Source organism: Microvirga aerophila, assembly GCF_003332305.1.
In the GTDB taxonomy this organism is placed as follows: Bacteria; Pseudomonadota; Alphaproteobacteria; order Rhizobiales; family Beijerinckiaceae; genus Microvirga; species Microvirga aerophila.
The window spans coordinates 45,888-69,795 of record NZ_QOIO01000006.1; the positions used below are offsets into that span (position 1 = coordinate 45,888).

Sequence of the window (23,908 nt, forward strand, 5' to 3'; positions counted from 1 at the left end):
ATGGGGGTCCGAACGGTGCCGCAGGGCTATGCGTACACGGTGGAGCGCTTCGGCCGGTATTCCCGCACCCTCGGTCCGGGCCTTGGCCTGATCCTTCCTTACGTCGAGCAGATCGGCAAGAAGGTGAACGTCATGGAGCAGGTGCTCGACGTTCCGAGCCAGGAGGCCTTCACCCGGGACAATGCTGGCGTCACCATCGACGCCGCGGCCTTCTATCAGGTTCTGGATGCCGCGCGGGCTTCCTACGAGGTCTCGAATCTCAGCCAGGCGCTCCTGGTCCTGACCATGACCAATATCCGCACGGTGGTCGGCTCCATGGACCTCGACCAGCTGTTGTCCCATCGCGACGAAATCAACGAGCGCCTCCTGCGGGTCGTGGATGCGGCAGCCTCCCCCTGGGGCGCGAAGGTCACCCGCGTCGAGATCAAGGACATTCTCCCGCCTGCGGACCTTGCGGGCGCCATGGCCCGCCAGATGAAGGCCGAGCGTGAGAAGCGCGCCGCCGTGCTGGAAGCCGAGGGCCTGCGGCAAGCCGAAATTCTCCGGGCCGAGGGCGAGAAGCAGTCGCAGATCCTATCGGCGGAAGGCCGTAAGGAGGCAGCCTTCCGGGACGCGGAGGCCCGCGAGCGGCAGGCGGAGGCCGAAGCCAAGGCCACATCCATGGTCAGCGAAGCCATCTCGCGGGGTGACCTGGCGGCGGCGAACTTCCTCGTGGCCGAGAAATACATCGACGCCATCCGGGCTCTCGCAACGGCCCCGAACCAGAAGGTCGTGATCGTGCCCATCGAGGCCGCAGGCCTTGCCGGAGCCCTGGGCGGTATCGCCGAACTGACGAAATCGGTCTTCGGCGAGGGAGGAGCCGGCCTTCAGGCCCCGCGCAGCGTACCGAGCGTGACGGGCAGAACGGAGCGCTCATGATCGCCAACGCCGTCACAGGGCTAGGCGCATGGACCTGGATCATTCTGGGCCTCGTCCTCATCGGCCTTGAACTGCTCTCACCCGGCGTTTTTCTTCTGTGGCTCGGCCTTGCGGGGATCCTGACCGGGCTGGCGGATGCGGCCCTCGGCCTGTCGTGGCAGGCCTCGGCGCTGGTGTTTGCGGGCTTTTCCGTCGCGGCTGTGATCCTGGGACGGATGGTCATGCGGCCGAACGCGCAGCACGACACGCAAGCCGGGCTCCTCAACCAGCGCGGCCAGGCCCTCGTCGGTCGGGTTTTCACCCTCGAAACTCCGATCAAGGACGGGGAGGGGCGTATCCGGGTCGATGACAGCTCATGGCGGGTGACCGGCGCCGACCGCTTCGCTGGCGCCAAGGTCCGCGTCGTGCGCGTTGAGGGCACCACGCTTGTGGTGGATGACGTTTAGGGCATCAATGGCTTCGGTTGCGCGGCCGGATTAAGCCACGCCCGCCCTCAGCAGATCGAGATAGTGCACCAAGCCGACAGGGCGGTGGTTCTCCACCACGATCAGAGCCGTGATCTTGGACGTTTCCTGGATCTCTAGGGCAGAAGCCAACAGGTCGTCCGGCGCGATGGTGCGCGGCGTCCGGGTCATGATGTCGGAGACCGCAAGGGTCCGCAGGTCGGCCCGCAGATTGCGGCGCAGGTCTCCGTCCGTGACGATGCCCGCAAGCGTGCCGTCCGGATGCACCACGATCACCGATCCGAAGCCTTTCCGGCCGATCTCGTCGATGGCCTCGTCCATGCGGGCTTCGACGCCGATGATCGGCAGGCGCTCGTTCTTGTGCATGATATCCCGGACGAGCTTGAGCCGCGCCCCGAGCTTGCCGCCTGGGTGGAAAACCCGGAAATGCTCAGCCGTGAAGCCGCGCTTCTCCAAGAGCGCGATGGCGAGCGCATCGCCAAGCGCCAGCTGCATGGTGGTGGAGGTGGTGGGCGCCAAGCCGTTCGGACAGGCTTCCTTCGCCTTTGGCAGAGTCAGGCACAGATCGGCCGCGTGGCCGAGCGACGAGGCGGGGTTCGACGTGAGCGCGATGAGCGGCACCCGGAAGCGCCTGGCGTAGCCGATCAGGTCGGCGAGTTCCGTGGTCTCGCCCGACCAGGACAAGGCGATGATCACATCCTCGGCCTGAACCATGCCCAGGTCGCCGTGGCTGGCTTCCGCCGGGTGGACGTAATGGGAGGGCGTACCAGTCGACGCGAAGGTGGCGGCGATCTTGCGGGCCACGTGTCCCGACTTGCCCATCCCGGACACGATGATCCGACCGGACGCCGCCGCAATGGTTTCAACCGCGGCCGTGAAGACCGGACCGAGGCTACCGCCGATGGCGTCCATCAGGACCGCAAGGCCGTCCCGCTCGGTGCCGAGGGTCCGCAGGGCCGATGACACGGCCTGACCGGCGGACGAGGAAGGGGTTGGTTGTACGAGTGCCATGGCGGCCGCTCTAGCATGGAGCGGCCGACTGGCGGAACCCTCAAAAATAGGGCTACTTTTGGCTCAGGAACGCCTCGAGTTCCTGCCGGAAGGGAGCCGAGAGCTCCTCCCGCTCCAGGGCATAGGCCACATTGGCCATGAGGAAGCCGACCTTGGAGCCCGTATCGTACGTCCGCCCCCGATACTTCATGCCGAAGAACTTCTGCTCCTTCATGAGGCGGATCATGGAGTCGGTGAGCTGGATCTCGTTGCCGGTGCCGCGCTCCTGGCTGGACAGAAGGTCGAAGATCTCCGGCTGAAGGATGTAGCGGCCCGAGATGATGTAGTTCGACGGGGCCGTACCCTTCGGGGGCTTTTCCACCATCCCGGTGATCTCGAAGGTGTCGCCGAATTCCTCGCCCACCGACACGATGCCGTATTGGTGGGTCTGGTCCTCGGGCACCTCCTCCACGGCGATGATGTTGCCCCCGTGCCGGTCGTAGGCTGCGATCATCTGCTCCATGGAGCCGCGGCTGAGCATGTCCGGCAGAAGCACCGCGAACGGCTCGTCGCCCACCAGTTCCCGGGCGCACCAGACCGCATGGCCGAGGCCAAGAGGCTCCTGCTGGCGGGTGAAGCTGGTCTGCCCGGCCTTGGGCTGATCCTTCGTGAGGGTTTCGAGTTCCTTGGTCTTGCCGCGGCTCTCGAGCGTCCTGTTCAGCTCGTAGGCGATGTCGAAATGGTCCTCGATCACCGCTTTGTTGCGCCCGGTCACGAAAATGAAATGCTCAATCCCAGCGGCGCGCGCCTCATCGACCACGTGCTGCACCACCGGACGATCGACGACGCACAGCATCTCCTTGGGGACAGCTTTGGTCGCCGGCAGGAACCGGGTTCCGAGACCAGCGACGGGAAGGACGGCTTTGCGGATACGCTTCATTGAGGGAGCCATGATGATCGGGACAATGAGGAGTAGGAGGGAGAAGCGACAAAAACTGTCAAGGTTCGGTCATCTATAACGTGGAAGGGCCGGCCTTGTTGCATTGCGCAGGGGCGATCGTTAGGCCATGGACCTGAATCGACGCTGAAGCGTTAGTGCTAAGCTTCCAAAAATAACGGGCCGAGGAGGACTGACATGGCGGTTTTGGTGACGGGCGGCGCAGGCTATATCGGCAGCCACATGGTTCTCGAGCTCATCGATGCCGGCGAAAAAGTCGTGATCCTCGATGATCTATCCACAGGGTTTCGCTCGACCGTCCCGTCGGAGGCCGTCTTGGTGGTCGGAGATGTCGGCGACCAGGATCTAGCCTCCCGCATCATCGCCGAACACGAGATCGATAGCATCATGCATTTCGCCGCCAAGATCGTGGTGCCGGAATCGGTGGCCGACCCGCTGACCTACTACTTCAACAATACCGTCAAGACCCGGGCGCTCATCGAGGCGGCCGTCCCCAACGGGGTGAAGAACTTCGTGTTTTCCTCCACGGCTGCCGTCTATGGGAACGCCGAGGCTCCGCTCCTGTCGGAGGACATCCCGACCTCTCCCATCAATCCCTATGGCCGCAGCAAGCTGGCGAGCGAATGGATGCTGGAGGACGCCTCGCGAGCCCATGGCCTGCGCTACGCGATCCTGCGCTACTTCAACGTGGCGGGGGCGGATCCGCAGGGGCGCTCGGGTCAGTCCACGCCTCAGGCCACTCACCTGATCAAGGTGGCGGCTCAGGCGGCCCTTGGGCAGCGTCCCTATCTCGACGTGTTCGGCACGGACTACCCGACCGAGGACGGCACCTGCGTGCGGGATTACATCCAGGTCAACGATCTCGCCCGCGCCCACCTTGCTGCCCTGCACCACCTGCGCCATGGGGGCGACTGCATCACCATGAATTGCGGTTACGGCCACGGGGCTTCGGTCCTGAACGTGATCAACCTGGTCAAGAAGGTCTCAGGAGTCGATTTCGAGGTGCGCTACTCTCCCCGCCGGGCGGGCGATCCGGCGCGGCTCATCGCCAAGGTCAACCGCATCCGCAGCCTCGGATGGGAGCCAAGGCACGACAATCTCGAGGAGATCGTCGATCAGGCCCTCCGTTGGGAGAGGGCGCTGGCGGAACGGAAAGCCGCATAGGCCCCCACTATCAACCGCCTGTTAACCCCCTTAATGTCGCTATGGCAGGACTAAACCCCTGTCCTGTCGTGAGCGACTCATATGCAGAAGCCGATTCGACTGGCACGCAGCCTCTGCGGCGCCCTCCTTCTTGGCCTGAGCTTCAGCCTCGTTCCGGGGGGAGGCGGTTCTCCCGCTTGGGCGCAGGATGCGTCGGACGCCCGCTTCCAGCGCTTTGTGCAGGGGCTCTGGCCGGCCGCCAAGGCGCGCGGTGTCTCCCGGGCGACCTTCGAGGAGGCCTTTCGCGGGGTGGAGCCCGATTCCAAGATCATCGCCCTGACGAAGAAGCAGTCGGAATTCGTCCGGCCGGTCTGGGACTACATCAACGGCGCGATCTCGGCTCAGCGGCTCGACCGCGGCCGGCAGATGGCGGCCGAATGGACCAAGACCCTCGATGCGGTCGAGCGCGCCTATGGGGTGCCGCGCTCCGTGGTGCTCGGCGTCTGGGGCATGGAGACGAATTTCGGCAGCTTCACCGGATCGATCTATGTGGTCCGGGCCTTGGCGACCCTGGCCTATACGGGTTACCGGGGCGGCTTCTTCAAAGAGGAGCTGCTGACGGCGCTCCAAGTGCTCGAAGAGAACCACATCGACCGGACCAAGATGCTTGGCTCCTGGGCGGGTGCCATGGGGCAGACCCAGTTCATGCCCTCAAGCTTCGTGAAATACGCCGTCGACGGCAACAGGGATGGGGTGCGCGACATCTGGGCCTCGGTCCCGGATGCGCTTGCGTCCACGGCCAATTATCTCAGGCAACACGGCTGGGAGCCTGGGCTTCCCTGGGGCTTCGAGGTGAAGATCCCGCAAGGGTTCGACTTCAGGCACCTGCGGCAGGGTTTTGCGGGCTGGCAGCAGCTTGGCCTGCGCCGGATGGACGGCAAGGCCATGCCCCGCACGGGCGAGGCCACCCTTTTCCTGCCGGGCGGCGCGAACGGGCCAGCCTTTCTGGTCACGGCCAACTACGACGTCATCAAGGCCTATAATTCCTCGGATGCCTACGCGATGGGCGTCGCCCATCTGGGAGACCGGGTACTGGGAGGCCACCCAATCCAGGGCGCGTGGCCCAAGGACGAGCCCGTGCTGGACAAGGACCAGCGGCAGGAGCTCCAGAAGCGGCTCGCGGGGCTGGGTTTCTACCAGGGCGAGACCGACGGGAAATTCGGCTCTAGGACCCGGGATGCGGTGCGGAACTTCCAACTCAGGCGCGGCTTGACCCCTGATGGCTATGCGGATCTCGCGGTTCTCAGGGAGCTGCGCACGGTCCGCTGACTTCATTCCGGAGAAGCGCTATAAAGGAGCGGGTCCGGACCACAAGGGAGCCGTTCATGGGCTTGACGCCGATCCTTCGCCTGCTCCTGGCAGCCCTGCTCCTCGTCGCAGGGGGCAACCTGTCCGCATGGGCGCAGGCTGGCTATCCGCAGCAATATCGGGACCCACGGGCCTATCCGCCGGGCTACTATCCAGGCAAGCTCGTGCAGCCTGCGCAACCCCAGCAGCAGCCTGGCTTCAGCTTCAGACGCCTCTTCACCCCTCAGGAGGAGGCCGCTCCGCCGTCGCAGACCCGCAGACCCGTCGTCAAGCGCCGCAAGCCGCCCCCCGCGCCGGCGGCCGTCGTCAAACAGGAGAAGCCCAAGCCGAATCCGACCACCCATGTGATGGTCTTCGGTGATTCCTTGGCCGACTTCGCCAGCCAGGGTCTCGACGACATGTACTCCGACGACTCCGACGTCGCCGTCGTCCGCAAGACCAAAGGGGAGAGCGGGCTGACTCGGGATGCGGCCGAATGGCCCGGGTTTATCCGCGAGACCCTCGATTCAGGCCAGAAGGCCAGCCTGGCGGTGGTGATGCTCGGCGCCAACGACCGGCAGTCCATCAGAGAAGGCGAGGCGAACCTGGAGCCCCTGTCCGACCGGTGGACGCAAGTCTATCGCCTGCGGGTCGATGCGGTTTTGCGCACCTTCCAGGAGCGCTCCATTCCGGTGATCTGGATCGGCCTGCCGCCCATGAAGAACGGCAAGCTCTCGGAAGACCTGGTTGCCATGAACGAGATCTATCGGGAAAGCGTCCAGCGGCTCGGGGCGACTTACGTGGATATTTGGCAGGGTTTTGTCGACGACGACAACCGCTATACGGCGACCGGGCCCGACGTGGACGGTGAGCTGGCCAAGCTTCGGACCAACGACGGAGTGTCCTTCACACGGGCGGGCGCCCGCAAGCTGGCCCATTTCGCCAAGACCGATATCGACCGCTTGCTCGAATCGGGCGCCGCGGCGGCGGCCCGACCTGCAGCCCCGGCCGGCGGGGAAGCGCCTGCCGCGACCTCCATCGAAGGGGCCATTCCGGCCCCGCCACAGGCCGCGGTGCCGGTGGCCTTGCCCGTGAAGCCGCTGGTCGGCCCCGTGCTGCCCCTGACCCGCGCCGATCTGGCCCCGGGTGGCGCTCTTGCGTCCGGAGCGCCGAAAATGACCGGCGATCACGCCTATCCTGTGCAGCGCGCCTTGCGGGCAGGCGTTCCGCCGAGTGTAAAGCCCGGACGGGCGGACGATTTCCGCTGGCCGTCCGAGTAGCCGGGCGCCCTCAGCTCGGAAGCGTGCTTGCGCCCATCAAGTAGGTGTCGATCGAGCGCGCCGCCTGGCGGCCCTCGCGGATGGCCCAGACGATGAGCGACTGACCACGGCGCATGTCGCCTGCCACGAAAACCTTCTCGCTCGATGTGCGGTAGTTCTGATCGTCGGCGACCACGTTGCCGCGCCGGTCCATCTCGACGCCCGACTCTTCCAGAAGGCCTTCCTTGACCGAGCCGGCAAAGCCGATGGCCAGGAACACGAGATCGGCCTTGAGGATGAACTCGGTGCCCGGAATGGGCTTGCGCTTCTCGTCAACGCGGGCGCATTGAACGCCCGACACCCGACCCTTCTTGCCCTCGATCCCGAGCGTCGCCGCCTGGAACTCGCGTTCGGCGCCTTCGGCCTGGCTGGATGAGGTGCGCATCTTGGTGGGCCAGTACGGCCACACGGTCAGCTTGTCCTCCCGCTCCGGCGGCTTAGGCCGGATGTCGAGCTGGGTGACCGAGAGCGCGCCTTGCCGGAACGCGGTGCCGACGCAGTCGGAAGCCGTGTCGCCGCCGCCGATGACGACCACATGCTTGCCGGCGGCCAGGATCGGCTCGTCCGTGACCTCTTCGCTGCCCACGCGCTTGTTGGATTGGGTCAGGTACGGCATGGCGTAGTGTACGCCGACGAGATCCTGCCCCGGCAGGTTGGGATTGCGCGGGTCCTCCGCGCCGCCAGTGAACAGCACCGCGTCGAACTCGTTGTGCAGGGACGCGAAAGTCTTGTCCACGCCGACATTGACGCCGCAATGGAACGTGACCCCTTCAGCCTCCATCTGCTTCACGCGGCGATCGATGTGGTACTTCTCCATCTTGAAGTCCGGGATGCCGTAGCGCAGCAGCCCACCGGGCTTCGCCTGGCGCTCGTACACATGCACGTCGTGCCCCACGCGGGCGAGCTGCTGGGCCGCCGCCATGCCGGCCGGTCCCGCGCCGATGACCGCCACGCGCTTGCCGGTCGTGACCGATGCGGGCTCGGGCTTCACCCAACCCATCTCCCATGCCTTGTCGGCGATGGCCTGCTCGATGGTCTTGATGGTGACCGGCTGGTTCTCGAGGTTGAGCGTGCACGCCTCCTCGCATGGGGCAGGGCAGACGCGGCCGGTGAACTCTGGGAAGTTGTTGGTGGAGTGCAGGTTGGCGGCTGCCTCCTCCCAGTTGTTCTGCCAGACGAGGTCGTTCCAGTCCGGGATTTGGTTGTGCACCGGACACCCCGTCGGCCCATGGCAGAACGGGATGCCGCAATCCATGCAGCGCCCGGCCTGCTTCTTCAGGTCGTTGGTGTCGAGCGGCAGCGTGAACTCGCGAAAGTGGCGAACCCGCTCTCCGGCAAGCTCGTACTTCTGTTCCTGCCGGTCGTATTCAAGAAAACCCGTGACCTTGCCCATCGTCGTCCTACCGTAGCGTCATGTCTGTTGTCGTGACCGGGCTGATCCCCGGCCATGTCGATTTCGTGCGTCACCATCGTCGGGTTTTGCGAACCGGATCGGGTGAGCCTCGGCCTGCTCTACTCCGCTGCCTGGAGCGTCCTGCGACGATCCATCTCCTGGAGCGCCCTGCGATACTCGACCGGCATCACCTTGACGAACTTGGTCCGGAAGGTGGTCCAGTTGTCGAGGATCTCCTTGGCGCGGGTCGAGGCCGTATAGGCGTGGTGGTTGGAGATGAGCTGCACCAGGCGCTCCTCGTCAGGGCCGGACATGTTGGCCATGATGTCGATGCGGCCCTTGGTCTCCAGATCGCCCCCATGGTGGTGGAGGCGGCGCATCAGGTCTTCCTCCTCCTCGACGGGTTCGAGATCCACCATGGACAGGTTGCAGCGCTTGGCGAAGGTGCCGTCCTCGTCGAGCACGTAGGCGATGCCGCCCGACATGCCCGCCGCGAAGTTGCGGCCCGTCTGGCCGAGCACGACCACGAGACCGCCGGTCATGTATTCGCAACCGTGATCGCCCGTGCCTTCGACAACCGCGATGGCGCCCGAGTTGCGCACCGCGAAGCGCTCGCCTGCGACGCCGCGGAAATACGCCTCACCGGCAATCGCGCCGTACATCACCGTATTGCCGACGACGATGGAGTGTTCGGGCGCAGCCTGCGACCCCGTTGATGGCCGGATGATGAGCTTGCCGCCCGACAGGCCCTTGCCCACGTAGTCGTTGGCCACGCCTTCGAGGTCGACGGTTACGCCGGCCGCGAGCCATGCACCGAAGCTTTGACCTGCGGTGCCTCTGAGCTTCACGGTGATCGTGTCGTCGGGCAGGCCCTCATGCCCATAGCGCTTCGCGACTTCGCCCGAGAGCATCGCGCCCACCGTGCGGTCGGCGCTGCGCACCGTCGCCTCGATGGTGACGGCCTCGCCGCTTTCGAGCGCAGGGCCGGCCTGCGCGATGAGCGTGCGATCAAGCACCTCGGCGATCGGATGAACCTGGCGCTCCACGTGACGGATCGCAACGTCCGGACCGACATCGGGCTTGTGGAAGAGCTTGGAGAAGTCGAGACCCTTCGCCTTCCAGTGGTCGATGGCCTCCTTCTTGTCGAGCAGATCGGACTGGCCAATCATTTCGTCGATGGTGGCAAAGCCCATTTCGGCCATCAGCTCGCGCACTTCCTCGGCGACGAAGAAGAAGTAGTTGATGACGTGCTCAGGCAGGCCCTTGAAGCGCTTGCGCAGCACCGGGTCCTGGGTGGCGACGCCCACCGGGCAGGTGTTGAGGTGGCACTTGCGCATCATGATGCAGCCGGCCGCAATGAGAGGCGCGGTCGAGAAACCGTATTCGTCGGCACCGAGCAGTGCGGCGATCACCACGTCGCGACCGGTGCGCAGGCCGCCGTCGGTCTGAAGCGCCACGCGGCCGCGCAGGCGGTTGAGCACCAGGGTCTGCTGCGTTTCCGCAAGGCCGAGCTCCCACGGGGAGCCCGCGTGCTTGAGGGAGGTCAGCGGGGATGCACCGGTGCCGCCCTCGAAGCCCGAGATGGTGATGTGATCGGCGCGCGCCTTGGCGACGCCTGCCGCCACCGTGCCGACGCCCACTTCCGACACGAGCTTCACGGACACGTCCGCGCTCGGGTTGACGTTCTTCAGGTCGAAGATGAGCTGCGCCAGATCCTCGATGGAGTAGATGTCGTGATGCGGCGGCGGCGAGATGAGGCCCACGCCCGGCGTCGAGTGACGCACGCGCGCGATCTTGGCGTCCACCTTGTGGCCGGGAAGCTGGCCGCCCTCGCCAGGCTTCGCGCCCTGAGCCACCTTGATCTGCATCATGTCGGAATTGACGAGATATTCCGTCGTGACGCCGAAGCGGCCGGAGGCCACCTGCTTGATGGCCGAGCGCTTGGAGCGCCCGTCCGCAAGGGGGCGGAAGCGGTCCGGCTCTTCGCCGCCCTCGCCGGTGTTCGACTTGCCGCCGATGGCGTTCATGGCAAGCGCCAGGGTCTCGTGCGCCTCGCGGGAAATCGAACCGAACGACATGGCGCCGGTAGAAAAGCGCTTCACGATTTCGTTCGCGGGCTCCACGCTCTCGAGCGGAACAGGTGCGCGCCCGGTCTCGCTCGCCAGCTTGATGCGAAACATGCCGCGCACGGTCTTGAGGCTGTTCTCCTGCTCGTTCACGAGCTTGGCGAATTCGCGATAGCGGTCCTGCGCGTTCAGGCGCACCGCATGCTGCAGGGTCGCAACCGTGTCGGGGTTCCAGGCATGCACCTCGCCGCGCAGGCGATAGGCGTATTCACCACCCACATCGAGCGCATCGCGATAGATCGGCGCGTCGCCGAAGGCATCGCGGTGGCGGCGCACGGTTTCTTCCGCCACCTCGTCCATGCCGATGCCTTCGATGATCGTGGCGGTGCCGAAGAAGTCCCGGTTCACGAAATCGGACTTGAGGCCGATCGCGTCGAAAATCTGCGCGCCGCAATAGGACTGGTACGTCGAGATGCCCATCTTCGACATGACCTTGAGCAGGCCTTTGTCGATGGACTTGATGTAGCGGTAGATGATTTCCTTCTCGTCCACCTCCGGTGGCATCTCGTCCTTCATGGCGAGAAGCGTCTCGAAGGCGAGATACGGATTGATCGCCTCCGCGCCGTAGCCCGCAAGGCATGCGAAGTGATGGATCTCGCGCGGCTCGCCGGATTCGACCACGAGGCCGACCGAGGTGCGCAGGCCCTTGCGGATCAGGTAGTTGTGCACGGCCGCCGTTGCGAGCAGCGCCGGGATCGGGATGCGGTCGGGGCCGACCATACGGTCGGACAGGATGATGATGTTGTAGCCGCCATGGACAGCCGCTTCCGCGCGGTCGCAGAGCCGGTCCAGCGCGCCGTCGAGACCGGCAGCGCCCGCTTCCGCCGGATAGGTGATGTCGAGGGTCTTGGTGTCGAAGCGGTCCTCGAAATGGCCGATGCAGCGGATCTTCTCCAGATCCTCGTTGGTGAGGATCGGCTGGCGAACCTCCAGGCGCTTGCGGCGCGAGGTGCCCTCAAGATCGAGAATGTTCGGACGCGGTCCGATGAACGACACCAAGCTCATGACGAGCTCCTCGCGGATCGGATCGATCGGCGGGTTCGTCACCTGAGCGAAGTTCTGCTTGAAGTACGTATAGAGCAGCTTGGCCTTGTCGGAGAGCGCCGAGATCGGCGTGTCCGATCCCATGGAGCCCACCGCCTCCTGGCCGGTGATGGCCATGGGCTGCATGAGGAGCTTGAGGTCCTCGGCCGTGTAGCCGAAGGCCTGCTGGCGGTCGAGGAGCGACACGTCCGTGCGGGACTCGCGCGCCTGAACGGGCTTCAGGTCTTCGAGCACGATCTGGGTGCGCTTCAGCCATTCCTTGTAGGGATGGGCCTCGGAGAGCTGCTGCTTGATCTCGTCGTCGGAAACGATGCGGCCCTGCTCCAGGTCGATGAGGAGCATCTTGCCGGGCTGGAGGCGCCACTTCTCGACGATCTTCTCCTCCGGAATCGGCAGCACGCCCATCTCGGAGGCCAGCACCACGAGCCCGTCATCGGTCACGAGATAGCGCGCCGGGCGCAGGCCGTTGCGGTCGAGGGTCGCGCCGATCTGCTTGCCGTCCGTGAAGCACACGGCAGCCGGGCCGTCCCACGGCTCCATGAGGGCGGCGTGGTATTCATAGAACGCGCGCCGGTCCTCGCTCATGAGCGGGTTGCCCGCCCATGCCTCGGGGATCAGCATCATCATGGCGTGCGAGAGCGAATAGCCGCCGCGCACCAGGAATTCGAGGGCGTTGTCGAAGCAGGCTGTGTCGGACTGGCCCTCATAGGAGATCGGCCAGAGCTTCGAGATGTCGTTGCCGAAGAGTTCGGAATCGACGGAAGCCTGGCGCGCCGCCATCCAGTTCACGTTGCCGCGCAGGGTGTTGATTTCGCCGTTATGGGCGACCATGCGATAGGGATGCGCGAGCTGCCAGGTCGGGAACGTGTTGGTGGCGAAGCGCTGGTGCACGAGCGCAATGGCGCTCTCGAAGCGCTCGTCCTGCAGGTCCTTATAGTAGCCGCCGAGCTGGCCCACGAGCACCATGCCCTTGTAGACCACAGTGCGCGAGGACAGGCAGACCGGATAGTAACCGGCCGTGCGCGGGTCGGTCATGTTGTAGACGGCGTTGGAGATAACCTTGCGGGCGATGAACAGGCGACGCTCGAACTCGTCCTGATCGTCCATGCCCTTGCCCTTGCCGACGAAGATCTGCCGGTGCAGGGGCTCGGACGCCTTGATGCTTTCTCCGAGATCGCTGGAATCCACCGGCACGTCGCGCCAGCCGAGGAGTTGCAGGCCCTCATCCGCGATGGCCTTGGTGACCAACTCCTCGACGAGCTTGAAGCCTTCCGGGTCGCGGGGCATGAACAGGTGGCCGACGCCATACGCGCCCGCCTCCGGCAGCCAGATGCCGAGCTTGGCGCATTCGGCCGCGAAGAACATATGGGGGATCTGGACCAGGATGCCGCAGCCGTCGCCGCTCTTCGGATCCGCGCCGACCGCGCCCCGGTGGTCGAGGTTCAGGAGGATTTGAAGGCCTTGCTCGACGATGGCGTGAGTCTTGCGGTTCTTCATGTCGGCGATGAAGCCGACGCCGCAGGAATCCTTCTCATGGGCCGGGTTGTAAAGACCCTGGGGGGCGGGAAGCGCCGGATCGCGCACGAACGTGACCGTATCGGTTTTGGCGGTGCGGCCCGAGGTTTCGATTTCCAGGCTCTTCTTCGACACGTCGCTCATTCCAGATCCTCACATCCATTCGAACACGTCATCAGGGTTCTTTGAGGCGGCTTTAGGGACCGCCGGATGATCAGATCGCCCGGATGCCCTCCGCTTCTTGCGTTCTTTGAGGCTCGGGTCCTGTAGGGGAGCCCGCTCCTCGCGGGCATCCTGAGCTGGAGTTAGCTCAGCACCGCCCGTTCCGCCCACGTTTTGCGGGCGGCTTTATGGGTATCTCGTTTCGTTCGCGTCTGGCGAAACATCAAGAAACCTCGGGGCCAAGAGTGCGAGCACTCGAAAAGGGACAGCATCGCTGTCCTAATGTCAGGCAAATTGCCAGAGTTCCTCCGGGCGCACAAGTGGGTTTAGAAAGATTTTAGACAAAAGTTTCAACCCGACCGCCCGGAATGTAACAAAGGCATTTTTCTGGCGGCCGGAATGAAAGCCTTCGCCGATAGGTCAATGACCTTGACATGTGCCGCAGGGTCGGGAGGCTGCACGGCCTGAGGAGACTGATTCATGAACTTTGCGAGCGACAACATTGTGGGCGCCAGCGCTCCGGTGCTTCAAGCCCTGGTGCAGGCCAACAGCGGCGCGCTGCCGGCCTACGGCAACGACGAGATCACGAAGCGGGTGAAGGCGCGTTTCGCGGACATCTTCGAGCATGAGGTCGCGGTGCACCTGGTGACGACCGGCACCGCCGCCAACGCGCTTGCGCTCGCTTCCGCCGTGCCGCCCTGGGGGTTGTGCGTATGCCATCAGGAAGGGCACGTGATCGACGATGAATGCGGCGCGCCGGAATTCTTCATGCACGGAGCCAAGCTGGTCGGCCTGCCCGGCGTAGGCGGCAAACTCGCGGCTGATGACGTGGCGTCGTACCTCAAGAGCCTTCCCAAAGCGGTCAAGCAGATGCCCCCGAAGGCGCTGTCGATCTCTCAGGTGACCGAATGCGGCTTGGTCTACAGCCTAGACGAGATCAAGGCCCTGGGCGCGGTTTGTCGCGAGCACGGCCTGTCGTTCCATATGGACGGGGCCCGCTTCGTGAACGCCCTGGTGTCCTTGGACTGCACCCCTGCCGAGATGACCTGGAAGCAGGGCGTGGACATCCTGTCTTTTGGGGCCACCAAGAACGGCTGCCTCATGGCCGAGGCCATCGTAGTGTTCAATCCCGCCCTAGCCGAAGCGCTCGACTACCGGGCCAAGCGAGCCGGGCAGGTGGTGTCCAAGGGGCGCATCATCTCGGCCCAGTTCGAGGGCTATTTCGCTGATGACCATTGGTACGCCAATGCCCGCCACGCCAACCGGATGGCCAAGCTTCTGTCTGAGGGTTTGTCCGGGATCCCCGGGGTGCGGTTGGGATGGCCGACCCAGGCTAATGAGGTGTTCCCCATCGTGCCGAAAGCCATCGATCAGGCCCTCAAGGCGACCGGCGCCCATTACCACGCCTGGACGGATGTGAGCCTGCCGGCTGATGAGCGTGTCGGTCCGGACGAGGCGCTGATTCGCCTTGTCACCTCCTTTGCGACCACGGAGGCGGAGGTGCGACAGGTTGTGGATATCGCCCGCTCAGCCCTGTCCCGGCAGGCGGCGGAGTAACTTTCACCGGATGCTGCCCTATCCTGGCCGCATTCTCCCCCGATTGATCGCCTCGAAACCGTTGACCGAAGGGGTGGCTTCAAAGCCCCGCGGGACTTCAAGGACCAGGTTTCAACCAAAAAGAAAAGCGCCCCGGACGAACCGGGGCGCTCTTTTTTTGTTGTCAGGCGGATCGATTAGGCGGCCTTCTTGGCCTCGATCGTCGGAGCGCTGTTGCTCGCGATCGGGATCAGCTTCGGCTTCTTTGCCTCGGGGATTTCGCGAACGAGATCCACATGGAGCAAGCCATTCTCAAGGGCCGCGCCAACCACCTGGACGCCATCGGCGAGCTGGAAGCGCCGCTCGAAGGTGCGCGCCGCGATGCCCTGATAAAGGACGTCGGACTTGCGCTCTTCCGAGCCCTGCCGCTCACCGCGGACCGAAAGGGTGTTCTCCTTCACTTCGATCGTGAGGTCACGATCGGTGAAGCCGGCCACCGCGACCGAGATGCGATAGGCATTCTCGCCGGTGCGCTCGATGTTGTAAGGCGGGTAGCTGGGGGCCGCTTCGACGCTGACCAGCTGGTCGAGCATCGAGAAAAGACGGTCGAAGCCGACCGTGTTGCGGTACAGGGGAGCAAGATCGAATTGTCGCATGGCATATCCTCCAATTGAAGCAACATGCAGGTCCGATCCACCTAGGAGAGGCTGGATCGTTTAAGGTCGTGCCGCCGTCATGGCCGGCACGTGGTTGATGTGGGAAGAGGCTTTTTTGCTGTCAAGAGCCGCATGGCATCTTGTAATAACGCCCTATAAAAAGGCCAAGTTCGTGTTCTGGGATTCATCCGCCGTGCAACTTTACGACCATCCCGAAAACCCCATACCGGGCGATCCGACGCTCGTGAACGTCACGGCGAAGGATGGCCTTGCCCTACGGGCGGCCTATTGGATGCCGGGCGCCGAAAAGCCCAAGGGAACGGTCTGCATCCTCCAGGGCCGGGCGGAGTTCATCGAGAAATATTTTGAAGTGATCGGCGAACTGCTTGAGCGAGGCTTTGCGGTCGTGGCCTTCGACTGGCGCGGACAGGGCTTTTCCGGCCGGCAAGTGGGTAACCCGCGCAAGGGGCATGTGCGGCGCTTTGCCGATTACCGGCACGATCTCGAAGCGGTCCGGGACCAGATCCTCGTTCCCCACATGCCGGAGCCGCATTTCGGCCTTGCTCACTCCATGGGCGGCGCCATCGCCTTGAGCGCGGCCTACGAGAGCTGGCTGCCCTTCCGCCGCCTGGTCACCTCGACGCCGATGATCGCCCTGTGCATGATCCGCTATACCCGCGCCGCAGCCCTGACGGCCAGGATCCTGAAACTGCTGGGCTTCGGGAAGACGTTCGTGCCCGGTGGAGGCGAAACCTCGATCAGCACCCTGCCATTCAAGGGAAACCGCCTCACGAGCGACCCTGTCCGCTATGCCCGCAACGCCCATGTGGCCAACGCCATCGGGGCCGGTGCGATCGGCGCTCCGACCGTCTCGTGGCTCGATGCCGCCTTCCGTTTCATGAGGCGTTTCGTCGATCCTCGTTACGCCCTAAAAATCCGCCTGCCGACCCTGATCATCGCAGCTGGGGCCGACCCGGTCTGCGCAACCCCGGCGACAGAGCGGTTCGCCGCACGCCTCAAGGCCGGGCGCGCCATCGTCCTGCCCGGGGCCAGGCATGAGATCCTGATGGAGCGCGACGTGATCCGCGAGCAGTTCTGGGCCGCCTTCGACGCCTTCATTCCCGGAAGCCCCGACAGTGCAGGGGCGAAACAGGATGCCGTCGAAACGGCGTCAGCGGCTGAGCAGCTCGACGGCGGCCGCGTGGACGCGGCGGTCGCCGGCCGCCACAATGCGCCCGCCCTCAGCGGCTGAGCCGCCGTCCCAGGCGGTGACGATGCCGCCTGCGCCTTCGATGATCGGGATGAGCGCCACGATGTCGTAGGGCTTGAGGCCGGATTCGACCACGAGGTCGATATGGCCCGCCGCCAGCATGCAATAGGCGTAGCAGTCGCAGCCGTAGCGGGCGAGACGGGCGACGCTCTCGACCCGGTCGTAGGCCCGCAGCTCCTCGCCGGCGAAGAGTTTCGGGCTGGTGGTGGAGATGACCGCATCCTTGAGGGAAGCGCAGCGGCGCGTCATCAGCTTGCGCTCGCCGCCGTGCCCCTGATAGGTCGCGCCGCCCTCGTCCCCGAAGAAGCGCTCGCCCGTGAAGGGCTGGTGCATCATGCCGAAAACCGGCTGCCCGTTGCGCGAAAGGCCGATCAGGGTGCCCCAGGTTGGGAGGCCCGCAATGAAGGCTCGTGTGCCGTCGATGGGATCGAGCACCCAGACGTATTCCGCATCTGTCCCCTCGGAGCCGAACTCCTCGCCGATGATGCCGTGGGTCGGGAAGGTGCGCTTGATGAGCTGGCGCATGGCCGCCTCGCTCGCCCGGTCGGCTTCCGTGACCGGATCGAAGGCTCCGCCCCGGGACTTGTCCTCCGCCGCGATGGTGGTGCGGAAGAAGGGCAGGATCGCCTGGCCCGACACAGTCGCGAGCTCGTTGACGAAATGCTTGAAGTCGATGAGCCCCATGTGCCCCGATCCCTTGTCTCTTGCCGCAGACCGCCCTGGCGGCCCCGTTTCCCCTCCGCTTTTATCAACAGCGCCTCGCGCGGCAAGCGATTCCATGGCAGGAAGCCGTTCCCGTCACGGATACCAAACGGCATGAAGACTGCTCACAGCTCTGCTCCGACCCGCTCTGAGACAGCCATCGTTCTCATCCTCGCGCTTGTGGCGATCTACGCGGTCAGCCAGTTCCTGCGTAATTCCGTGGGGGTCATCGCCCAGGATCTCGCTCGGGAACTCAGCCTGACGGCGACCCAGATCGGTCTCCTATCGAGCACGTTCTTCTTCGCCTTCGCGGCCGCGCAAATTCCTGTCGGGATCGCGATCGATCGCTATGGCCCCAAGCGGACGATGGTCGCAACCGCCGTTCTGGCGATTCTCGGTGCCGTCCTGTTCGCCCTTGCGTCATCGGGCGCGATGCTGGTGACAGCCCGCGCCGTTATGGGTCTTGGCTGTTCGGCGTTCCTGATGGCCCCATTGGTGATCTATGCCCGGCGCTTTCCGCCGGAGCGGTTCGCGAGCCTGACGAGCCTTCAGATGGGCTTTGCCAATATCGGAACCCTGACGGCCACGGCCCCGCTTGCGGCCGCGGCCGGCCTGTTCGGCTGGCGTGCCTCTTTCCTCGTGGTGGCCGGCTTCGCCGTTCTCGTGACCCTCTGGATCGCCTGGAAAGTGCCAAGCGACAAGGATGCCGGTCCGGCGCGGGAGAGCTTGTCCGCAGCCGTTCGGGGCGCGGTGCTCGCCCTCAAGGTGCGGTCGTTCTGGCCGGTCTTCTTCGTGCACCTGACCGCCTATTCGTGCTTTGCCAGCGTCATCGGTCTCTGGGGCGGCCCCTGGCTGGCGGATGTCCATCAGGCGGACGCCGCCGTGAAGGGCAATATCCTCCTCATCGGCGCGAGCGCCCAGATCGCCGGCCTGCTTCTCTGGGGCGCCATGGACCGCTTCTGGGGAAGCTACAAGCAGCCGGTGCTGTTCGGTGGCGGGACTGTGGTGTTTCTCCTGATCATCGTGACTTTCTTCCAACTCGACAGAACCTCGGCTGCCGTGTGGTTCGGCCTGTTCGGTCTGTTCGTCGCCTTCACGCCGATCCTGACGGCGCACGGCAAATCCCTCTTTCCGCCTGAGCTGACGGGACGAGGGATCACCCTCATGAACATGGGCACCATGGGAGGCGCGTTCATTTCCCAGAGCGTGACCGGAATGCTGATGGACCTCATAGGCCGGACTGAGACCGGAGCCAACCTGCCGGAAGGCTATCGGCTGGTTTTTGCCGCTTTGGCAGGCTGGCTGCTCATCAGTCTTGCATTCTATACCAGGGCTATTGACCTACATCCAAGCAGGTATGCATCCAATGCATAACAAAAAGCTGGATTTCGGTTGCAAATGTTGCGGCGCGGTGTAATTGTTGCAGTGCGGTAAGGCGATGGCGTCGCCCTACCGCAGCCCTTCTTGGGCGTTTCCTCCCTAAACTTTGGGCCGCTGGCAACAGCGGCCTTTTTTCTTGCCCGGATTCCTAAAATGCCCGGCCGAGACGTGGCAGTTCATCGGGCGCGAAGCTTCCCGAGGGCAGGGGAGGTGGGATCGGGATTATTCGGCTGCGATCTGCCGGGGGGTGAGTTCGCCGGAGAGTTCGCCGATGACCTGGGAAAAGGTCTCCATCAGATCGCTCGCCAAGGGAGCGAAGCCCGCCTTCTTCTGCAGACCGCGCTCGTCCATGTAGATGGCGCGATTGATCTCGACCTGCAGGGCATGCCGGCCCAGCGCCGGTTCGCCGTAATGTTCCGTAATGAAGCCGCCCGCATAGGGCTTGTTGCGCACCACCGTATAGCCTCTGCCCCGCAGGGCCGCCTCCACCAGATCGATCAGCAGCACGGCGCAACTGGTGCCGTAGCGATCCCCTAGGACGATGTCGGCCTTGGCGCCGTCTTCGCGGCTCACGCTGCTGGACGGCATGGAGTGGCAGTCGATCAGGATGGCGTGGCCGAAGGTCCCTCCCGTGCGGCGCAGGAGCTGCCGCAAGGCCCGGTGATAGGGTTTGTAGAGCCATTCGATGCGGTGGAGCGCTTCTTCGACAGGCAAGCGCGAGCGATAGATCTCCTGCCCGTCGGCGACGATGCGCGGGATGGTTCCGAGGCCTCCCGCGACCCGCATGGAGCGCGTATTGGCGAAGGCTGGCAGCCTTCCATCGAACATGCGGGAATCGAGTTCGTAGGGCTCCCGGTTCAGGTCGAGATAGGCGCGCGGGAAACGAGCCGTCATGAGGGGCGCACCGAGGCTTGGGACCTCGGCGAAAAGCTCGTCCACGAAAGCGTCCTCGGACCGCCGCAGGGCCATGGCGTCGAGGCGGGATTCGGCCAGGAACGATGCGGGGTACACAGCCCCCGCGTGAGGAACGTTGAAGATGAACGGCACCGATTGGGCCGGTGGTTCAACGACGACGTAGGGTGGATCGAACTCGTCAGCGATTACTGGCCGCATCAGGGTGTTGGTTCTGCCGGAGATGAAGGAAAATGAAAACGTTTCATTTAGTGTAAGGAAGCGCTCTCGTCTGTCCATGACAATATTGTTGACGAACTGCGTCGTTCTTTCACGGCTTGTTTACCACGAGGCGTCATGAAGGCTGGAGATATCCGCCACGATTCGGGGTCGGCAACCGATGAAGATTATTCTCGCTGAAGATGACAATGACATGCGGCGCTTCCTTGTGAAGGCGCTGCAGAACGCAGGCTACGACGTGGCCTCGTTCGACAACGGCCTTTCGGCCTACAACCGGTTGCGCGAAGAACCGTTCGAGCTCCTGCTGACGGATATCGTCATGCCGGAGATGGACGGAATCGAGCTGGCGCGTCGGGCGACGGAGCTCGATCCGGACATCAAGGTGATGTTCATCACCGGCTTCGCGGCCGTGGCTCTCAATCCGGATTCCCAGGCTCCTCGCGACGCCAAGGTCCTGTCGAAGCCGTTCCACCTTCGCGACCTCGTCAACGAGGTCGAGAAAATGATGGCCGCCTGAAAAAGGTTGCCGTTCACGGCTTGCGTCCCTGGGCGCTTGCCGCTATATCGCCCTCCACACCGGGGGCGCGGTCTTTTATAGATCATCTTCCGGATGGAGATGGGCGATTAGCTCAGCGGGAGAGCACACCCTTGACATGGGTGGGGTCACAGGTTCAATCCCTGTATCGCCCACCATCTCCACCCCAATATTCCAGCCCCGTGAATCGCTGCGGCTGGCCGGCACCCCTTAAAATTCATTCCTTTGGCTCCCGCTTGCGGGCGCATCGAGCTTTGCCGTTGCGACGCGGCCCATGCAGCGCGTCATAGGCTCAGTACGCGCGAAAGATGCCACGAAAGGGGTTGCTTTTCTTGAGGAAATCCGTAGATAGACGGCTCCAACAGCACGGCAGTGATGTGTCCACATCGTGGGGTCGTTCATTCGATCCCAGCCGGGCTCAGTCTTTGCTTATTTTCCGGCCTTCCTGAAAGGCCGCAGGAGACCGGATATGAAGATCCGTAACTCGTTGAAGTCGATCCGCGGCCGTCACCGCGACAACCAGCTGGTTCGTCGCAAGGGCCGGGTCTACATCATCAACAAGACCCAGAAGCGCTACAAGGCTCGTCAGGGCTGAGTTTCGCTTGCGGCAATGCCGCACGCATTATTGAATTGACCGCGCATGCCGGGACCCTAAAATCCCGGCATGCGCTTTTTCGCGTTCCTGCTGACCGCCTCATTGAGCCTCCTCATCCACCCCGTTGGGGCGCAGGAGGGCGCGCGTCCCAAGGAGCAGGCTCCCGCCGCGCGACCGGCGCCCCGCGCCTCGACCCTCGATGAGCTGTTCGAGCGTCTCTCCAAGGCTGAGAACGAGCAGGAAGCGCAGGGCATTTCGACCCTGATCGACCGGCGTCTGTCACGGTCCGGGTCCGATACGGCCGACCTACTGCTGAGCCGGGCAACGCAGGCCTACGAGTCGAAGGATCATCCGCTGGCGGTCGAGCTTCTGGATCGCGTGTTGGCGCTCCAGCCCGCCTGGGCTGAGGCCTGGTACCGGCGGGCCACCATTTTCTACCAGCTCGATGATCCCATCGGCGCCATGGCGGATCTCCACAAGGCCCTGAAGATCGAGCCGCGCCATTTCGGAGCTTGGGCCGGGCTCGGCCATATTCTCATGGCGTCAGAGGACAAGATCCGCGCCCTGGAGGCCTACCGGCGCGCCCTTAAGATCAACCCGCAATTCCCGACCCTTCAGACCATCGAGAAGCGCCTCAGCCAGGAGGTCGGCGGTCAGGACCTCTGACCCGACCATCCATCAAGACATGATGTCCCAGCCACGCGCGGCGGCCGGGACCTGCAGGCTCAGGCCTGGGCGGCGTGTTCCGGGCTGACGAAGGCGATGCGCACCATGTTGGTGGCGCCCGGCGTGCCGAAGGGGACGCCCGCCACGATGATGATGCGGTCCCCGACCTGCGAATGGCCTTCGCGTACGGAGAATTTGCAGGCCCGGAACGCCATGTCGTCGATGTCGCTGGCATCCTTAGTGCGGATCGAATGCACCCCCCAGACCAGCGCTAGGCGACGGGCGGTGTTGACGCTCGGCGTCAGGGCAATCACCGTCGAGTTGGGCCTCTCGCGGGCGATGCGGAACGCGGTGGAGCCCGAATAGGTCCAGGCGGCAATGGCCTTGAGGTTGAGCGTATCGGCGATCTGGTGCGCGCCGGCCGCGATGGCGTCGGAGCCGGTGGCCTCGGGCGCGGCGTTCTGGGTCTGCACGATCGACCAGTAGCTCTGGTCCTGCTCGACCTCCTCGGCGATCCGGTTCATGGTGGCGACCGCTTCGATCGGGTATTGGCCTGAAGCGCTTTCCGCCGAGAGCATCACCGCATCGGCTCCGTCATAGACGGCCGTCGCTACGTCGGACACCTCGGCGCGGGTCGGCACCGGCGACGTGATCATGGATTCCAGCATCTGGGTCGCCACCACCACGGGCTTGCCCAGCCGGCGCGCCGCGCGAACGATCCGCTTCTGGATGCCCGGCACCTTCTCCAGGGGCATCTCGACGCCCAGATCCCCGCGCGCCACCATGACCGCGTCCGAAATCTCCATGATTTCGTCGAGGCGGGTGATGGCCTGGGGCTTCTCGAGCTTGGCCATGACGAGCGCGCGCCCGCGCGCCACCTTCTTCACCTCGGCCACGTCCTCGGGGCGCTGCACGAACGACAGGGCGATCCAGTCGACGCCCGCGTCGAGAGCGGCTTCCAGATCAGAGCGGTCCTTATCGGTCATGGCCGCCACGGGGATCACCGTGTCGGGCAGGCTCACGCCCTTGCGGTTGGAGATCTTGCCGGCCACCTCGACCTCGGTAGTGGCCGAACCCTGCTTCACGCTTTTCACCCGCAGGCGAAGCTTGCCGTCGTCAACGAGAACCGTATCGCCCGGCTCCAGGGAGGACAGGATTTCCGGATGGGGCAGGTGAACGCGGTCTCCGGTGCCGAGGGTCTTGTCGGCGTCGAGGGTAAAGGTCTGACCCTGCACCAGCATGGTGCTGTCGCCTTCGAACGCGCCGACCCGCAGCTTCGGGCCCTGAAGATCGGCCAGGATGGCGATGGGGCGCTTGAACTTCGCCTCCACGGCGCGGATCATCTCGACCCGCTCCTTCAGGCGCTCCCGGGGCAGGTGGCTCATGTTGAGGCGGAACACGTCGGCGCCCGCCTCGAACAGCTTGGCGATCATCTCCGGGCTCTCGGAGGCCGGGCCCAAGGTTGCCAGTATCTTCGTGCGCCGTGCGCGTCTCATGTCATTGCCCCCCTGGGCGGTTCGTTTCGGTCAGCTGAATTGTCCAGCTCTTCTGTTCCCCGGTATCGACTTCGAAGAAGCCGCTGCGATCGAAGCCCCTGGCGAGGCAGTCCTCCGTGCCGCGAATGGTAAATTCCCGCTCGCGCGTGCACATGAAGGAGCGTCCGCTCCACTCGCCGCCCCGGTCGTAATCGACGGCGTACACATAATAGAATCGCCCGGCGAGCTGCCCCTTGAGAAGGGTTTCGCACCCGCGCGCCGTCAGATTCCACCAGCCTTCGGTCACCCAGCCATCGGCATCCCGGTAACCGAGGGCGATGCCAACCCGACTCGACGTCATGTTGCACAGGCGCAGGTCGGCCCGCGCCGGGGAAGCGCTCAACATTCCTCCCGTGACGAGAAAGACCGCGAGCCCGAGGCTTCGCCGCCAGCAAGGAGCCGAGAGGATGGATGCGGGCTTCATGGATGCCGGTTCAGGTCTGTCCGAGAGGAGCGGGATCGCGCAATGCTTCGTGAACGATGGTGAGCCCTTGTCGATCAGAAGTGCCGTCGCATCAAGTCC

Annotated in this window: 20 protein-coding genes and 1 tRNA gene; 12 read left to right on the forward strand and 9 right to left on the reverse strand. The window is 64.5% G+C overall.

Annotation, left to right across the window (positions count from 1 at the left end; genetic code table 11):
* Both DRB19_RS04470 and DRB19_RS04475 read left to right on the forward strand, forming a co-directional pair.
* Complete coding sequence (locus DRB19_RS04470; RefSeq protein ID WP_114184941.1) at positions 1-918, forward strand: SPFH domain-containing protein; 918 nt, start codon at positions 1-3, stop codon at positions 916-918.
* On the forward strand, positions 915-1,364 hold the full coding sequence (locus DRB19_RS04475) for an NfeD family protein (RefSeq protein ID WP_114184841.1): 450 nt from the start codon (positions 915-917) through the stop codon (positions 1,362-1,364). The genes DRB19_RS04470 and DRB19_RS04475 overlap by 4 nt, the downstream gene beginning before the upstream one ends.
* A 30-nt stretch (positions 1,365-1,394) precedes the next feature.
* On the opposite strand, the gene DRB19_RS04480 is transcribed toward DRB19_RS04475, so the two are convergent.
* Positions 1,395-2,393, reverse strand: a complete 999-nt coding sequence (locus tag DRB19_RS04480; RefSeq protein ID WP_114184842.1) for a KpsF/GutQ family sugar-phosphate isomerase — start codon at positions 2,391-2,393, stop codon at positions 1,395-1,397.
* Between the two features lie 52 nt (positions 2,394-2,445).
* Positions 2,446-3,312 carry a UTP--glucose-1-phosphate uridylyltransferase GalU gene (gene galU, locus DRB19_RS04485; RefSeq protein WP_114184843.1) on the reverse strand — a complete coding sequence of 289 codons (867 nt, stop codon included), beginning with the start codon at positions 3,310-3,312 and terminating at the stop codon, positions 2,446-2,448.
* 195 nt (positions 3,313-3,507) lie between these two features.
* Here galU and galE point away from each other — a divergent pair, with 195 nt between their 5' ends.
* From galE to DRB19_RS04500, 3 genes are all read left to right on the forward strand, one after another.
* The gene (gene galE / locus DRB19_RS04490) at positions 3,508-4,494 is read left to right on the forward strand and encodes a UDP-glucose 4-epimerase GalE (protein ID WP_114184844.1); all 987 of its coding nucleotides are present in this window, start codon (positions 3,508-3,510) and stop codon (positions 4,492-4,494) included.
* An 81-nt stretch (positions 4,495-4,575) separates the two neighbouring features.
* Entirely contained in the window at positions 4,576-5,802 is a 1,227-nt protein-coding gene (locus tag DRB19_RS04495; protein ID WP_114184845.1) for a lytic murein transglycosylase, read from the forward strand.
* Between the two features lie 56 nt (positions 5,803-5,858).
* The gene (locus tag DRB19_RS04500; RefSeq protein ID WP_114184846.1) at positions 5,859-7,100 is read left to right on the forward strand and encodes an SGNH/GDSL hydrolase family protein; all 1,242 of its coding nucleotides are present in this window, start codon (positions 5,859-5,861) and stop codon (positions 7,098-7,100) included.
* Positions 7,101-7,110: 10 nt separating this feature from the next.
* Here DRB19_RS04500 and DRB19_RS04505 read toward each other — a convergent pair whose 3' ends face one another.
* Both DRB19_RS04505 and gltB read right to left on the reverse strand, forming a co-directional pair.
* A complete protein-coding gene (locus DRB19_RS04505; protein WP_114184847.1) occupies positions 7,111-8,532 on the reverse strand; it encodes a glutamate synthase subunit beta in 1,422 nt (473 codons plus the stop codon).
* 119 nt (positions 8,533-8,651) lie between these two features.
* The gene (gene gltB / locus DRB19_RS04510) at positions 8,652-13,361 is read right to left on the reverse strand and encodes a glutamate synthase large subunit (protein ID WP_114184848.1); all 4,710 of its coding nucleotides are present in this window, start codon (positions 13,359-13,361) and stop codon (positions 8,652-8,654) included.
* Between the two features lie 498 nt (positions 13,362-13,859).
* Between gltB and DRB19_RS04515 the strand changes: the two genes are divergently transcribed.
* On the forward strand, positions 13,860-14,936 hold the full coding sequence (locus DRB19_RS04515; RefSeq protein ID WP_114184849.1) for a threonine aldolase family protein: 1,077 nt from the start codon (positions 13,860-13,862) through the stop codon (positions 14,934-14,936).
* A 176-nt stretch (positions 14,937-15,112) separates the two neighbouring features.
* Here the strand turns inward: DRB19_RS04515 and DRB19_RS04520 are convergent, their stop codons facing one another.
* Positions 15,113-15,571, reverse strand: coding sequence for an Hsp20 family protein (locus DRB19_RS04520; RefSeq protein WP_114184850.1), 459 nt, complete (start codon positions 15,569-15,571; stop codon positions 15,113-15,115).
* A 193-nt stretch (positions 15,572-15,764) separates the two neighbouring features.
* Here DRB19_RS04520 and DRB19_RS04525 point away from each other — a divergent pair, with 193 nt between their 5' ends.
* Positions 15,765-16,823: an alpha/beta fold hydrolase gene (locus tag DRB19_RS04525; RefSeq protein ID WP_373867347.1), complete on the forward strand. Its 1,059-nt coding sequence runs from the start codon at positions 15,765-15,767 to the stop codon at positions 16,821-16,823.
* On the opposite strand, the gene hisN is transcribed toward DRB19_RS04525, so the two are convergent.
* Positions 16,743-17,525, reverse strand: coding sequence for a histidinol-phosphatase (gene hisN, locus DRB19_RS04530; RefSeq protein ID WP_114184851.1), 783 nt, complete (start codon positions 17,523-17,525; stop codon positions 16,743-16,745). The genes DRB19_RS04525 and hisN overlap by 81 nt on opposite strands.
* A 132-nt stretch (positions 17,526-17,657) precedes the next feature.
* Between hisN and DRB19_RS04535 the strand changes: the two genes are divergently transcribed.
* Complete coding sequence (locus DRB19_RS04535) at positions 17,658-18,917, forward strand: MFS transporter (RefSeq protein ID WP_114184852.1); 1,260 nt, start codon at positions 17,658-17,660, stop codon at positions 18,915-18,917.
* Between the two features lie 228 nt (positions 18,918-19,145).
* On the opposite strand, the gene DRB19_RS04540 is transcribed toward DRB19_RS04535, so the two are convergent.
* A complete protein-coding gene (locus DRB19_RS04540; RefSeq protein ID WP_174799927.1) occupies positions 19,146-20,036 on the reverse strand; it encodes an N-formylglutamate amidohydrolase in 891 nt (296 codons plus the stop codon).
* A gap of 178 nt (positions 20,037-20,214) precedes the next feature.
* Between DRB19_RS04540 and cpdR the strand changes: the two genes are divergently transcribed.
* From cpdR to DRB19_RS04560, 4 genes are all read left to right on the forward strand, one after another.
* Positions 20,215-20,571 (forward strand): cell cycle two-component system response regulator CpdR, encoded by a 357-nt coding sequence (gene cpdR / locus DRB19_RS04545; protein WP_114184854.1) that lies wholly within the window; start codon positions 20,215-20,217, stop codon positions 20,569-20,571.
* Positions 20,572-20,672: 101 nt separating this feature from the next.
* A tRNA-Val gene (locus tag DRB19_RS04550) sits at positions 20,673-20,747 on the forward strand.
* A 311-nt stretch (positions 20,748-21,058) separates the two neighbouring features.
* Positions 21,059-21,184, forward strand: a complete 126-nt coding sequence (gene ykgO / locus DRB19_RS04555) for a type B 50S ribosomal protein L36 (RefSeq protein ID WP_009763379.1) — start codon at positions 21,059-21,061, stop codon at positions 21,182-21,184.
* Positions 21,185-21,253: 69 nt separating this feature from the next.
* Positions 21,254-21,850, forward strand: a complete 597-nt coding sequence (locus DRB19_RS04560) for a tetratricopeptide repeat protein (protein WP_114184855.1) — start codon at positions 21,254-21,256, stop codon at positions 21,848-21,850.
* 59 nt (positions 21,851-21,909) lie between these two features.
* On the opposite strand, the gene pyk is transcribed toward DRB19_RS04560, so the two are convergent.
* Positions 21,910-23,346, reverse strand: coding sequence for a pyruvate kinase (gene pyk, locus DRB19_RS04565; RefSeq protein WP_114184856.1), 1,437 nt, complete (start codon positions 23,344-23,346; stop codon positions 21,910-21,912).
* A 1-nt stretch (position 23,347) separates the two neighbouring features.
* Positions 23,348-23,809, reverse strand: coding sequence for a DUF1036 domain-containing protein (locus DRB19_RS04570; protein WP_114184943.1), 462 nt, complete (start codon positions 23,807-23,809; stop codon positions 23,348-23,350).
* Positions 23,810-23,908: the final 99 nt, after the last annotated feature.

Coding starts and splice junctions, on each gene's coding strand:
- DRB19_RS04515 (WP_114184849.1), top strand. CDS start 13,860: ATGAACTTTGCGAGCGACAACATTGTGGGCGCCAGCGCTCCGGTGCTT.
- DRB19_RS04570 (WP_114184943.1), bottom strand. CDS start 23,809: ATGAAGCCCGCATCCATCCTCTCGGCTCCTTGCTGGCGGCGAAGCCTC.
- DRB19_RS04470 (WP_114184941.1), top strand. CDS start 1: ATGGGGGTCCGAACGGTGCCGCAGGGCTATGCGTACACGGTGGAGCGC.
- gltB (WP_114184848.1), bottom strand. CDS start 13,361: ATGAGCGACGTGTCGAAGAAGAGCCTGGAAATCGAAACCTCGGGCCGC.
- DRB19_RS04540 (WP_174799927.1), bottom strand. CDS start 20,036: ATGCGGCCAGTAATCGCTGACGAGTTCGATCCACCCTACGTCGTCGTT.
- galE (WP_114184844.1), top strand. CDS start 3,508: ATGGCGGTTTTGGTGACGGGCGGCGCAGGCTATATCGGCAGCCACATG.
- DRB19_RS04560 (WP_114184855.1), top strand. CDS start 21,254: ATGCGCTTTTTCGCGTTCCTGCTGACCGCCTCATTGAGCCTCCTCATC.
- hisN (WP_114184851.1), bottom strand. CDS start 17,525: ATGGGGCTCATCGACTTCAAGCATTTCGTCAACGAGCTCGCGACTGTG.
- DRB19_RS04500 (WP_114184846.1), top strand. CDS start 5,859: ATGGGCTTGACGCCGATCCTTCGCCTGCTCCTGGCAGCCCTGCTCCTC.
- DRB19_RS04505 (WP_114184847.1), bottom strand. CDS start 8,532: ATGGGCAAGGTCACGGGTTTTCTTGAATACGACCGGCAGGAACAGAAG.
- DRB19_RS04495 (WP_114184845.1), top strand. CDS start 4,576: ATGCAGAAGCCGATTCGACTGGCACGCAGCCTCTGCGGCGCCCTCCTT.
- DRB19_RS04475 (WP_114184841.1), top strand. CDS start 915: ATGATCGCCAACGCCGTCACAGGGCTAGGCGCATGGACCTGGATCATT.
- cpdR (WP_114184854.1), top strand. CDS start 20,215: ATGAAGATTATTCTCGCTGAAGATGACAATGACATGCGGCGCTTCCTT.
- DRB19_RS04535 (WP_114184852.1), top strand. CDS start 17,658: ATGAAGACTGCTCACAGCTCTGCTCCGACCCGCTCTGAGACAGCCATC.
- ykgO (WP_009763379.1), top strand. CDS start 21,059: ATGAAGATCCGTAACTCGTTGAAGTCGATCCGCGGCCGTCACCGCGAC.
- DRB19_RS04480 (WP_114184842.1), bottom strand. CDS start 2,393: ATGGCACTCGTACAACCAACCCCTTCCTCGTCCGCCGGTCAGGCCGTG.
- DRB19_RS04520 (WP_114184850.1), bottom strand. CDS start 15,571: ATGCGACAATTCGATCTTGCTCCCCTGTACCGCAACACGGTCGGCTTC.
- galU (WP_114184843.1), bottom strand. CDS start 3,312: ATGAAGCGTATCCGCAAAGCCGTCCTTCCCGTCGCTGGTCTCGGAACC.
- pyk (WP_114184856.1), bottom strand. CDS start 23,346: ATGAGACGCGCACGGCGCACGAAGATACTGGCAACCTTGGGCCCGGCC.